This window comes from Streptomyces sp. CNB091 (assembly GCF_000377965.1).
In genome coordinates, this window is the sequence record NZ_KB899033.1 from 1 (window position 1) to 10,726 (window position 10,726).

12 protein-coding genes and 3 pseudogenes are annotated in these 10,726 nt (G+C 70.0%); 7 read left to right on the plus strand and 8 right to left on the minus strand.

Translation table 11 applies throughout. The annotated features are described in order from the left end of the window. Together D581_RS0136455 and D581_RS01000000138390 are read right to left on the minus strand one after the other, a co-directional pair. Window positions 1-579 (minus strand): cytochrome c oxidase subunit I (locus D581_RS0136455; protein ID WP_486585924.1); only part of this gene is annotated, 579 nt, incomplete at its 3' end. Window positions 580-932: 353 nt separating this feature from the next. Continuing rightward, a pseudogene (locus D581_RS01000000138390) lies at window positions 933-1,853 on the minus strand (transposase); the annotation flags it as partial. Between the two features lie 287 nt (window positions 1,854-2,140). Between D581_RS01000000138390 and D581_RS1000000138875 the strand changes: the two are divergent. Next, window positions 2,141-2,798, plus strand: a pseudogene (locus tag D581_RS1000000138875) (NADPH-dependent F420 reductase). Between the two features lie 98 nt (window positions 2,799-2,896). Here the strand turns inward: D581_RS1000000138875 and D581_RS0136470 are convergent. The 3 genes and pseudogenes from D581_RS0136470 to D581_RS01000000138400 form a co-directional block, all read right to left on the minus strand. Next, window positions 2,897-3,235 (minus strand): Asp23/Gls24 family envelope stress response protein, encoded by a 339-nt coding sequence (locus D581_RS0136470; protein ID WP_018962029.1) that lies wholly within the window; start codon window positions 3,233-3,235, stop codon window positions 2,897-2,899. After that, entirely contained in the window at window positions 3,232-3,984 is a 753-nt protein-coding gene (locus D581_RS0136475; protein WP_018962030.1) for a hypothetical protein, read from the minus strand. The genes D581_RS0136470 and D581_RS0136475 overlap by 4 nt, the downstream gene beginning before the upstream one ends. Further along, window positions 3,975-4,220 (minus strand): annotated as a pseudogene (locus tag D581_RS01000000138400) (RNA polymerase sigma factor); the annotation flags it as partial. The gene D581_RS0136475 and the pseudogene D581_RS01000000138400, both read right to left, overlap by 10 nt. 236 nt (window positions 4,221-4,456) lie before the next feature. Between D581_RS01000000138400 and D581_RS01000000138405 the strand changes: the two are divergent. From D581_RS01000000138405 to D581_RS0136495, 3 genes are all read left to right on the plus strand, one after another. Beyond that, window positions 4,457-4,999, plus strand: a complete 543-nt coding sequence (locus tag D581_RS01000000138405; RefSeq protein WP_018962033.1) for a DUF6286 domain-containing protein — start codon at window positions 4,457-4,459, stop codon at window positions 4,997-4,999. Between the two features lie 4 nt (window positions 5,000-5,003). Further along, a complete protein-coding gene (locus D581_RS0136490; protein ID WP_018962034.1) occupies window positions 5,004-5,594 on the plus strand; it encodes a hypothetical protein in 591 nt (196 codons plus the stop codon). Between the two features lie 203 nt (window positions 5,595-5,797). Further along, the gene (locus tag D581_RS0136495) at window positions 5,798-6,316 is read left to right on the plus strand and encodes an SRPBCC family protein (RefSeq protein ID WP_018962035.1); all 519 of its coding nucleotides are present in this window, start codon (window positions 5,798-5,800) and stop codon (window positions 6,314-6,316) included. 28 nt (window positions 6,317-6,344) lie between these two features. Here the strand turns inward: D581_RS0136495 and D581_RS1000000140485 are convergent, their stop codons facing one another. After that, complete coding sequence (locus D581_RS1000000140485; RefSeq protein ID WP_486585925.1) at window positions 6,345-6,590, minus strand: hypothetical protein; 246 nt, start codon at window positions 6,588-6,590, stop codon at window positions 6,345-6,347. Window positions 6,591-6,801: 211 nt separating this feature from the next. On the opposite strand from D581_RS1000000140485, the gene D581_RS0136505 reads away from it, so the two are divergent. Beyond that, entirely contained in the window at window positions 6,802-7,197 is a 396-nt protein-coding gene (locus tag D581_RS0136505; RefSeq protein ID WP_018962037.1) for a cupin domain-containing protein, read from the plus strand. A gap of 159 nt (window positions 7,198-7,356) precedes the next feature. Here the strand turns inward: D581_RS0136505 and D581_RS0136510 are convergent, their stop codons facing one another. Continuing rightward, window positions 7,357-8,199 carry a pentapeptide repeat-containing protein gene (locus tag D581_RS0136510; protein WP_018962038.1) on the minus strand — a complete coding sequence of 281 codons (843 nt, stop codon included), beginning with the start codon at window positions 8,197-8,199 and terminating at the stop codon, window positions 7,357-7,359. A gap of 214 nt (window positions 8,200-8,413) precedes the next feature. On the opposite strand from D581_RS0136510, the gene D581_RS0136515 reads away from it, so the two are divergent. Together D581_RS0136515 and D581_RS0136520 are read left to right on the plus strand one after the other, a co-directional pair. After that, window positions 8,414-8,908 (plus strand): hypothetical protein, encoded by a 495-nt coding sequence (locus D581_RS0136515; RefSeq protein WP_026291234.1) that lies wholly within the window; start codon window positions 8,414-8,416, stop codon window positions 8,906-8,908. Between the two features lie 65 nt (window positions 8,909-8,973). Further along, complete coding sequence (locus D581_RS0136520) at window positions 8,974-9,201, plus strand: hypothetical protein (RefSeq protein ID WP_018962040.1); 228 nt, start codon at window positions 8,974-8,976, stop codon at window positions 9,199-9,201. Between the two features lie 43 nt (window positions 9,202-9,244). Here D581_RS0136520 and D581_RS0136525 read toward each other — a convergent pair whose 3' ends face one another. Beyond that, window positions 9,245-10,348, minus strand: a complete 1,104-nt coding sequence (locus D581_RS0136525) for an enoyl-CoA hydratase/isomerase family protein (protein WP_018962041.1) — start codon at window positions 10,346-10,348, stop codon at window positions 9,245-9,247. Window positions 10,349-10,726: the final 378 nt, after the last annotated feature.

Consider the following 10,726-nt stretch of genomic DNA (forward strand, 5'->3'; position numbering starts at 1 on the left):
GAAGATCGGCATGCGGAACATCGTCATGCCGGGTGCGCGCATGCAGATGATCGTGGTGATGAAGTTGACCGAGCCGAGGATCGTGCCGAAGCCGGAGAAGGCCAGACCCATGATCCACATGTCGGCGCCGATCCCCGGCGAACGGACCGCGTCCGAGAGCGGGGAGTAGGCGAACCAGCCGAAGTCGGCCGCGCCCTGCGGGGTGAGGAAGCCGGCCACCGCGATGAGCGAGCCGAAGAGGTACAGCCAGTACGCGAACATGTTCAGCCGCGGGAACGCCACGTCGGGCGCGCCGATCTGCAGCGGCATGATCCAGTTCGCGAATCCGGCGAACAGCGGCGTCGCGAACATCAGCAGCATGATCGTGCCGTGCATCGTGAACGCCTGGTTGAACTGCTCGTTCGAGATCAGCTGGATACCGGGCCGGGCCAGCTCGGCTCGCATCACCAGCGCCAGGAGCCCTCCCACGCAGAAGAACGCGAAGGAGGTGACGAGATAGAGCGTGCCGATGGTCTTGTGGTCCGTGGTGGTCATCCACTTGATGACCACGTTGCCGGGTTCGCCGCGCCGTACCGGCATTTCGTCCTGGTCGGCGGTATCGGTCTCCACCGGTTGCGAGATGCCCCTCGTCGTCACTACGACGCTCCTTCGGTCGACGGCCCGTGTGGACTCGGCGACCAGAATGGACCCGCGGAGATCGGTGCGGTGGGACATCCTTCCCCGTCCGGGGCGAGCGGCCGACAAGGACACTCAAATGGCCTAGCCTCGCCGTTTCGGTTGGGATGAGGCGGCATCGCTGATCAGCAGCTGTTGGGTGGTCGACGCGATTTCGATGCTTGGGCAGGACCAAGTCCCGGCGCGGTGGTCGGGTTCTCCAAGGTCTTTCGGGTCGTGGGCGGACGAGTGGCTGCCGGTCAGCCGCCAGGTCGGGGCAGTGCGGCGACCTCGGCGCCCCTGCGCAGCGTCCCGTCCTGGTCCAGAGCGGGATGCCAGAGACGGTCGGGCATGGCCCGGACAGCGCGGCGGACCGGCTCGGTGACCGCGTATCCGACCGAGAAGAAGGTACGGATTCCTCGCTTCCGGACGTCGCGGACGTGGGCAGGAAAGGCTTTCGCGGATCCGGCACTGTCGGTGCGGATCAGGATGTCGGTGCCGTGCCGGTGGGCGTCGGGGATCTGCGCGAGTGCCTGGTCGAGCACCGTGATGTGGTCGGCGGCGGTGTTGGCGCCGGCGTTCCCGGGCCGCAGCCGGCCGGACAGTGCCTCGCCCGTGTTGGCGAGGAAGCACAGCAGCGGGTGGAAGCCGAAGCCGCCCTCATAGGTGGGTGCCGCCTGCTCTTTCTCGGAGTGGCGGGTGACCAGCGTGGCGTCGAGGTCCAGGACCAACCCGGGCAGAATGCGTCCCGCGGCCCGGACTGCGGGAATGCCCTCGCCTTGCTCGGCGGCTTGCAGCCAGGCCACTTCCCGGGCCTGGGCACGGGCCGAGCGCAGAGAAGACAGTGTTCTTCCATCGGTGTCGGCGAGCAGTCGCCAGGCCGTCGGTGTCGAGGCGACGGGGCCGAACACCTCTGCTTGGTCGCGCAGTACTGCCAGATCCGCAATGGCCTCGCCGCCGTCGGCGAGCGTCACCGCCAGATCGATGGCGATCCGGCCCGGATCGTGCCCGGTCCCGCGCGGCCGGAGCGGCCTGAGCGCGGTGGAGTACGCGGCGGTGAGCCCGGTGGCATCAGCGAGATCAGCCGGCAACCGTGCCCCGGCATGACCGACCACCCCCGAACCATCGGCACTGACCTGGACCCTGGGACGCAACCCGATAGCCTGCACGTAGAAAGTGCCCTCCGCCTGGACCGACAGAACCCCTGAGCAAGGTTCATCGTTCCAGGTCAGGAAGGCACTTTCGCGTTTCCGCCCCAACAGCCACCGTACCCAAACGAAAAGGCGAGGCTGGGACGAACCCTCCCTCCGCCCTCGGCCGGCGCAACCAAAACCAGGCGTCTACGTCCGGGAACGGATCGGATATTCCTTCGCGGGCATGGGAATAGCTTCTCCCGCACCGGAGTTGGCGAAGCCACAAAATCACTTCTCTCTTCCCCACTCCTGTTCGCTCTTCTCCACTCGGCGAGCTTCGGAAGGTCGAATCCATGAAGATCGGCATCATCGGCGCGGGCAACATCGGCGGCAATCTGACGCGACGTCTCACCGCTTTGGGGCATGAGGTCGCGGTCGCCAACTCCCGCGGCCCGCAGACGCTCACCGCCCTCGCCGAAGAGACCGGGGCGGAACCAGTGCCCGCGTCGGAGGCCGCACGGGGCGCCCAGGTAGTCGTCGTCACCGTGCCGCTGACGGCCGTGCCCGACCTGCCCGCCGGATCCTCGACGGTGCGTCGGAGGGCGTCGCGGTCATCGACACGGGCAATTACTACCCGCAGCAGCGCGACGGCCGCATCGCAGTCATCGAGGACAGACTGCCCGAGAGCCGGTGGACGGACAGCAGATTGGCCGCCCCGTGATCAAGGCGTTCAACGGCACGTACGCCCAGGACCTCCTGGACCGGGGCCGCCCGCAGGGCACTCCGGGCCGGCAGGCGCTCCCTGTGGCCGGCGACGACCCGAAGGCCAAACAGGCGGTCCGCGACCTCATCGACGAATTAGGCTTCGACACAGTCGACAGCGGCGGCCTGGACGAATCCTGGCGCCAGCAGCCCGGCACGCCGGTGTACGGCAGCCAGGGCGACGTCGACGCCATCGTGAAGGCCCTCTCGGAAGCATCGCAGGAGCGCACCGGGGAGTGGCGCGCCTGATACCGGGCGTCACGCCGCTGAGACGACCGGGCGACCGCTCCGGGCGGGCGGGAAACGGGGGGATTACCCGCCCGGCCGGCCGGAACGTCGGCCGCCCCTCAGACGACGCCCGTCACAGTGATCCGCAGTGAGACCACCGGCTCCTCCGGCAGCACTGCGCCGACCGCGGCCTGCACGGCCCTGGTGACGTCAAGCGCCCGGTGACCACGGCACAGGACGAACCGAACGTCGATGTGCCAGCCGCCGCCCTCGTCCCGGCCGACCCGCACTCCCGGTGTCCTGTTCCCGGTCAGTGGGGCGCGGCGCGGGGTGCGCTCGGCGATCCGGGTGCGTAGCAGGTCCGCCATGCCGGGGCGCAGGAACGCGACGCCCTGCACGCCGCGAGCGGCCTCGGCGGCAGCCCCGGCCACCCGGTCCCGGCGTGTGTCCGCGGTCATCGCGCTGCTCCCGTCCCGTGTCCGTCGGCCCGGCCGTCCGTGGGACCGCCGATGACCGTACTGTCATCTCCGTCGCCGTCGCCCTCGCTGTGCGCACGGTGGCCGACGTCCTCGTAGAAGACGTCGAGAGTGTCGACCGTGTCGAGGATGTCGACAACGAGAACGTCTGTGGTCGCGAGGCGGATACCGATGTCCCGGTCGGCGACCTCGGCGACCCGTGCACGCACGGCGTCGGCCAGGTCCCGCATGGGCAGGCCGAGGCTCGCCGCCACCTCGACCCGAATGTGCAGCTCTCCGGTGGGGTCCGCCGGGTCGAGTGGGGCGATACGGCAGCTCCCGGCCCGCACCCCGGGCAGGCTGTCGACCGCCGCCCGCAGTATCCGTGCGACCGCGGTCTCGACCATCCAGTGGTCCTCCCCCGGCTCTCCCAGCGGCAGTGGGCGTCCTGGACGCAGTTCGAGCCGTACGAGGTCCATGACACGAGCCGTGATGACCGTGGTGTCCGGTGTGCCGGGCTCCTGCTCACAGGTACGGCGTACCGCGTCGCCAAGGCCTGTGAGGTCGGCCAGGGCGGCCGAGCAGAAGGTGCATGCGGCGAAGTGCGGGTCCTCCGCCGAGCGGCCGGTGTCGCAGGCCTCCCAGACGTTGGTGAGCAGGCGCCCGCAACCGAGCCGCTCATCCTCCTCCTCATATCGGCTCTCCTCATGCCGGCTCTCCTCCGGCCGGTCCGGATTGGCGCTCATCGCCATGCGCTCATCGCCTCCGTCAAGGAGCGGCGGGCCCGGAAGACCCGGCCGCGGACCGCCTGCAGACTGATTCCGACCGTTGCCGCGATGCTCTCGTACGACAGTCCCTGCATCTCACGCAGCACCCAGCACACGCGCTGTTCGGGTGAGAGCCCCGCCATCGCCTCGGCCAGCGCGTCGACGGCTGCCCGCGACTCCACCGCACGGGCAGGGGACGCCTGGTGCTCGGGGGCGGCCTGTCCCTGACGGGCCTGTCCGTTCCGCACGCGGACATCCGGATCGAAGCGCTCTCGGTGATTCCGCTGCCGCCCGCCCGGGAGGCGTCGGACGATGCGCCCTCCGGGGCAGACGAGGCGGCGCGCGGGCGGAACACACCGTACGGAGCGGTGGCCCAGGCGGCCGGATCCGGGCCCAGCGTCGGATTCCCGCAGCACTGACGGCGGCCGTCCTAGCCACCAGCTGTGCGCTGCTCCTGGTGGACGTCGTCGCGGTGCGGCTCGGCGGCACGCCCGCCGCCTGGCGGACCTGGCTGGTCGAGTGGACGTCGACGCACGGCCCGGCGGACACGGCGGTCAGGGTCGGCGGGGTGCTGGCGGCGCTGACCGGCGCATGGCTACTGGGGTGCGCCCTGATCCCGGGGTACCGGCGCGGACTGACGATGGCCGCGTCGGCGCCGCAACTGCGGGCGACGCTCGACCGCTCGGCCGCCGCCCGGGTCGTCCAGGACCGGACCGCCGCCGTAGCCGGAGTGGTTCGGGTCCGGGTGAGTGTGCGGCGGCGACGCGCAAAGGTGCTGGCAGAGGTGGGCTACGGCGGCCAGGAGCAGGTGCGGGCCGAAGTGGTCCGAGTCGTCGGAGCGGCCCTGCCGGGGCTGGGCCTGGCTCGGGCTCCCGCGCTGCGGGTCGGGATCCGGCTCCGGCGTGACCGGCACGGGCCTCGGCCCTCCATCGAGGAGCCGACGCAATCCGCAGCCGCTGCGACAGTGGCTCCGGCTCCGGCTGAACAGAGAGAGGCGTGAAGGGATGTCGGTAATCAGGCGTGGCGCGGTCAACCGGGCGCTGCTCGGTGCCGCCGGGCTGGTGCTGGTCGTCTGCGGCGGCTGGCTGGCCGTGGGCGACGGTTCGGGGTGGGTCCCGGTGGTGGGCCTCGTCCCGCACTGGTGGCCGACGCCCGCGCCGGACGGGGTGTGGCTGGACCGCGGATTGACGGTACGGCTGCGGGAGGAGAGTTGGTGGAGTCCTGCGCTCATCGCCGGGCTCGCCCTCGTTCTGGCGCTGCTGGTGTGGTGGTTGGCCCGTCAGGCTCTCTCGGGCAGGAGTCGCTGGTCGGTGCTGCCACGGAGCGGTCCGGTATTGCGCAGGCGTGCGTGGGAACGGGCGATGACCACTCAGGTGGCGGCGTTCGACGACGTGGTGCGCGCCCGCGTGCGTCTGGTGGGCCGGCCACTGCGGGCGGTCGTGACGGTGGTCGTGGAGCCCAGGGCCCGACCGGCACAGATCGTGCACTCCGTGGCCGGGGTCATCGCGGACGCCCGTAACAGCGGCGGCGTGCGGAGTATGTCGGCCGACATACGGGTCCGGGTCACGAACCGGCGGGAGCACCGGACTCGTTGAACCGCCGCGGCCCGTGTGCCGGGTCGCGCCACGATGGTCCGGCCGCCGCCCACGGCTGTGCGTGGCGGCGCTCCGGAGCTGCTCCCACCCGCACCCCCCACGGGATCTACTCATGAGTAAGGTATGGGCTCCGGGATGTCGGCCCACGGCCCGTACGACACCCGGGCGTGGCCCGTCGACGGCCGTGGACAAGGAGTCTCACCGTGCCCCGCACCATGTCCGTAGCAGACAGCATCGTCATCGACGCCAGCCCGGCGCAGATCTATGAACAGCTCAGCGACCCCACGGCGATGGGGCGTTGGAGCCCGGAAAACCGTGGCGCCACGGTGCACGGCGAGCGGCGTGGTGCGTACGTCGGCATGGTCTTCGAGGGCCGGAACAAGCGCGGTGCGGCGCGCTGGACGACCCGATGCACAGTAACGGCGGCCGACCCCGGCGAGCGCTTCACCTTCCGGGTCCATGCGATCGGCCTGCGGCGCCCTCTGCTCCCGGGGCCGATCGCCACGTGGGACTACCACTTCGAGGCAGTGGACGGCGCGACCCGGGTCACCGAGACCTGGACCGACGACCGGCGTCGCTGGCCTGACTTCCTCGCCAACGCGTTCGACCGCGTCGCGACGGGCGGGAAAACCTTCGCGCAGTTCCAGGGCGGCAATATCCGCACGACGCTGAAGCGTCTCAAAGCAGCCCTGGAGGCGGACGTCCGGGGCACCGGAAGCTAGTCCTCCGAGTCAGGGATTCTGTTCAGATTTATGAGGCGATGCGTTCGAGGATCTCGTCCGCGGTCCTGGTCCAGATGCAGGTCTGGGGGTCGGTGTTCCAGGCTGCGGTCCAGGTCGGGATGCCCTCCTCCAGGTACTGGACGGCCTTGTGCGCGCCTCGCCATATCTGCTTGCCCGTCAGCTCGGCGAACCATCGCTCCACAAGGTTGAGCCAGGACGATTCCGTCGGTGTGAGGTGCAGTTGAAACCACAGGTGGGACAGCGTAGAGACCATGCGTGCGGCGTGGAACGGCGCCGGACCCGGCCCGCCTCTCGAGTGCATCCTGTTCCTCGTCCGACGGAGCTGCCGCGCTCCTGTACGCGGTCATTGTCCAGCACCACTGGCAAATTTGCCGACACAGCAAACCTTGTTGCAAGCCTCTGCGTGCCGCCCCTAACTTGACGCCCAGTCAAGCGCTTTCGATAGTAGGTAGGGAGACAGCATCATGGCCTTGAACAACCGCGTCCACCACGTCCGCGCCGGGGAACTGGACGGGAACACGGCCCTCAGCGGCGGCACCGTCGGGTCGGTGAACCTCTGGATGGGGCGAGTGGAGAACGCGCCGTTGAGCGCGACGGACAACCACCACCACGGGGCGTCGGAGGCAGGTATCTACGTGGTCAGTGGCCACCCCGTGTTCGTCTTCCACGACGGTGACGAGGAGGTAAGAATCTCCGCCGCACCGGGCGACTTCCTCCTCGTCCCGCCGTTCGTCCCCCACCGCGAGGAGCACCCCGATCCGGACGAGCCTGTGGTTGTCGTGATTGCCCGCACCACCCAGGAACCGATCAAAATCTGCGTGCCGGAGCTCTACCAGCTCACAGACGACGGCCCATCCTGACGACGGGCTTGCTGAGGTGGCGCTCATGGCGCTTTGGCACCGAGCTCGTTGAGCTCTGTCAGGTAGGGCTACGCCGAGTTTGAGAAGTCGGCGATCTGCATGGTCGGCCGTCCGTGAGAGACACGGGCGGCCAGCCAGACGGTCAGGTGAACCAGGTGGTCAGGCGGCCCAGCGCGGAGGGCGGCTCAGGAACGTGGGAAGCGCTGTCTTCGCGTTGCCCGTGGCGGCGTTGAGCTGGGCCTGGGTGAGGAACAGGCTTCCCGTGAGGTCGGCGTCCGAGAGATCGGCGTCACGGAAGTCCGCACCGATGAGGTCGGCCAGACGGAGGTCGGCGCCGGTGAGATCGGCGGCTATCAGATAGGCCCCACGGAGGTCCGCCGCGCGCAGGTCGGCTCCGCGCAGACGGGCTCCGATGAGGTCGGCACCGCGGTGGTTACGCTTCTTGCGGCGGGGCGCGGCGGCCCGGACGAGTTCGCTGGTACGCAGAAGCAGCCCGGCGACCCGATCGCGGTGACCGGCGATGTCCAGTTCTGCGAAGTCGACGGCCGGCCGTGTGGTGTGCCGTTCCGTCTCTTCGAGGGCCCGGCGGATTTCGCCGTGCAGGGGACGTGCGCCCGGCAGAGTGAGGGCCTCGGTGAGATACCACAGCAGTTCGTGGAGCTGACGCATGACCGGGAAGACCTGGAACATCTGCGCGGCGAGGTCCGGGGACGAACGCCAGTCACGACCTCCGTAGGTCACCTGGGAGACCTGCTGGCCGGCGCCGAAGCAGTCGTACACGGTGCAGCCGGAGAAGCCCTTCGGCCGCAGCCGGGTGTGGATGCCGCAGCGGAAGTCGTCCTGAAGGTTGGGGCAGGGGCGTCCGGCGTCCTTGTCGATGGCGAAGTCCGCAGAGGCCGTCAGTGTGAGGGCGACGCAGCACAGAGCGAAACAGTTCGCGCAGTCCGCACGCAGGGCCTCCCGTCCGGTGTCGGGCACGGCGGAGGGTTCGTTGTCGGGCACGGGCGGCGGGTCCTCGCGTGAATGGTGCTGCGGAAAGAACGGGTGCAGAGCACACGAGTCTACCGAGGGGGCAGGGAGGCGACACTCCCGTCGGGCCTGTCGCCTTGTTCAGCACTGTCGGCCACAGCACCCGTCGACCACTGCGGCTCCCGGAGGATACGGCGGCCGCCGCCGGTGCAGACTGGGCATGGTGTGGATCAGCGAGGGGTGGCATATGGGAACCGAGGAGAGCAACGGATTCGAGCCCGCGACCGGTGACGGCCCACCGGCCGCCGAACCCGCGGTGGCTCGGGCCGCTACGGTGCGGATCGCGTTCGAGGGGCTGCTGCAGATCCGTAGGCTCACCGGCGCCGGGCGGCCCGACCCCGTGGCCGCGCCCGCTCCGTGGGAACTGAACCGCCCGGTCAGGGCGATCGCGTTGGCTCTGGAGAGGTCGGGGGCCACACCTTCGGCCGTCGACCCGTCGGGACAACGAGTGTCGACCGGATACCGGGTGAGCGGCGGGGAGTCGTCAGGTTCGGTACGGGTCGAGTGGACCGGGCCGCCCGGCAGCGGCGCCGCTCATGACGAGGAGGAGGCGCTGGCCGGCTGCGCTTCAGCCTTGCGGGACCTGGGCTGGACGGTCCTGCTCTACCGAGGGCCCCGCAGACGGCGTTACCTGGAGGTGGAACCGCCGAGCGGGTTGTCCGGCGGGCGCGGCCGGGCCTGAGGCGGCGTTGTCAGACCCTTGGGGGATGCTTGACGGCCCGACAGCTCTGAGGAGGAGACGCCGAAATGGACAATGACGAGCTCGCCGCGGCGCAGGCGTACGTCCGGCTGCTGGAAGCCGCCCGGGCAGCGCTAACGGACCCCGACGACGCACCGGTCTACCTGCCGCTGCTCACCTCTCCGATGCGGGAGGCCGACCAAGCCCTGCGCAGCGCGGGGCTGACGGGCAACGAAGACCGGCTGTTCGCTCTCGTACGGGCACTGCAGCCGAGCCTCTCCAACAGCGACAGTTAGGCGGGGCGGGGGCGGCGCCCGGCCTGGCCGCCGCCGGTCCGTTCTACTCGGCCTGTCCCCCGTTCACAGGGGTGCCTGTGGGTCCCGGAGCGAGTCCGAGCTCGTGTTCACCGGGGCCGAGAGGTGTGAAGAACCGGGCGACCTCCCGGTCGTCGACCTCGGCGAGGGAGCTCGGCTTCCACTGCGGTGCGTTGTCCTTGTCGATGATCCGGGCTCGCACGCCCTCCACGAAATCAGGGTGTGCGAACGCCCGGCTGGAGATGCGGAACTCCTGGTCGAGCGCGGCCTCCAGGCTGTCGAGCCGGGCTGCCCGGCGGACGGCGGCGAGCGTCACCTTGAGCGCGACCGGCGATTTGGTCAGGAGTTCGTCCGCCGCCGTCTCCGCCGCGGGAACACCTCTCTCGCGCAGCCGGCGGAGGATCTCCTCCACGCTGTCCGCCGCGTAGCAACCGTCGATCCAGTCGCGTTGCGCTGCGAGCTCGCCGGCCGGCGGCTCCGTGGCGAACCGCTGCACGATGCCCGCCACCGACGGGGCCTGGCCGACCGGCTCTCCCAGCGCCTCGGTCAGGGCAGGCAGGAGGCGGGCAGGGATGTGATGATCGGCCAGACCGCAGAGAAGGGCGTCGGCCGCCCCGACGGATCGGCCGGTGAGCGCCAGATGAGTGCCCAGTTCGCCGGGAGCGGTGGCCAGCAGGCGGGTGCCACCGACATCGGGTACGAAGCCGATCGCGGTCTCGGGCATGGCGACGCGTGAACGCTCGGTGACGACACGGATTCCGGAGTGTGCGGACACCCCGACTCCTCCGCCCATCACGATGCCGTCCATCAGTGCGACGTACGGTTTGGGGAATCGGGCGATGCGGGCGTTGAGGCGGTACTCGTCACGCCAGAACTCCAGGGACGCACGTCCCGAGGCCCGTGCGTCGTCGTGCAGGGCACGGATGTCACCACCGGCGCACAGGCCCCGGTCGCCGGCCCCGGACAGCAGTACCGATGCGATCGATTCGTCCTTCTCGGCGCGGGACAGGGCCTCGTCGAGAAGCCTCACCATGGTGTGGCTGAGCGCGTTGAGCGCCCGGGGGCGGTTCAGTGTGAGGTGCAGGCATGTGCCCCTCTTCTCCAGCAGGACGGGCCGGTCGTCGTTCATGCGTGCGCTCCGCTCGCTGAGCTCGTGGACACGTCGGACGCCCTCCATGGTCGCTGACGGCCTTCGGCTGCCGCCCCACGCCCCCCCGTTATGTTTTCTGTGGTTCCGCAACGGAGCCGCTGGCCTCCGGGCTCGGCATGACTGTGTCCCCCTGTCGAAGGAATGACCTGGGGGGTGGTGTCACCGGGCCCGGGGGTGTTCGTCGGAGACGCTGATCAGAGGTCCGGCCACCGTCCGGTCCGGCGCAATGCCGGACAGTTCGCGGGCGGCAGGTCTGCATAACGTGGATGCGCGAGCACGACACCCGAGCCGAGGCCGGCACCGTCAACACCCCTGAAGGGGAGCGATGTTCGAGATCGAAGACGTGGGCGTGTTCCT

Excerpts from the sequence above, each read along its gene's own strand:
- D581_RS0136470 (WP_018962029.1), bottom strand. The coding sequence starts at position 3,235 with ATGACCGCGGACACACGCCGGGACCGGGTGGCCGGGGCTGCCGCCGAG.
- D581_RS0136475 (WP_018962030.1), bottom strand. The coding sequence starts at position 3,984 with ATGGCGATGAGCGCCAATCCGGACCGGCCGGAGGAGAGCCGGCATGAG.
- D581_RS0136490 (WP_018962034.1), top strand. The coding sequence starts at position 5,004 with ATGTCGGTAATCAGGCGTGGCGCGGTCAACCGGGCGCTGCTCGGTGCC.
- D581_RS1000000140485 (WP_486585925.1), bottom strand. The coding sequence starts at position 6,590 with ATGGTCTCTACGCTGTCCCACCTGTGGTTTCAACTGCACCTCACACCG.
- D581_RS0136505 (WP_018962037.1), top strand. The coding sequence starts at position 6,802 with ATGGCCTTGAACAACCGCGTCCACCACGTCCGCGCCGGGGAACTGGAC.
- D581_RS0136515 (WP_026291234.1), top strand. The coding sequence starts at position 8,414 with ATGGGAACCGAGGAGAGCAACGGATTCGAGCCCGCGACCGGTGACGGC.
- D581_RS0136520 (WP_018962040.1), top strand. The coding sequence starts at position 8,974 with ATGGACAATGACGAGCTCGCCGCGGCGCAGGCGTACGTCCGGCTGCTG.
- D581_RS0136525 (WP_018962041.1), bottom strand. The coding sequence starts at position 10,348 with ATGAACGACGACCGGCCCGTCCTGCTGGAGAAGAGGGGCACATGCCTG.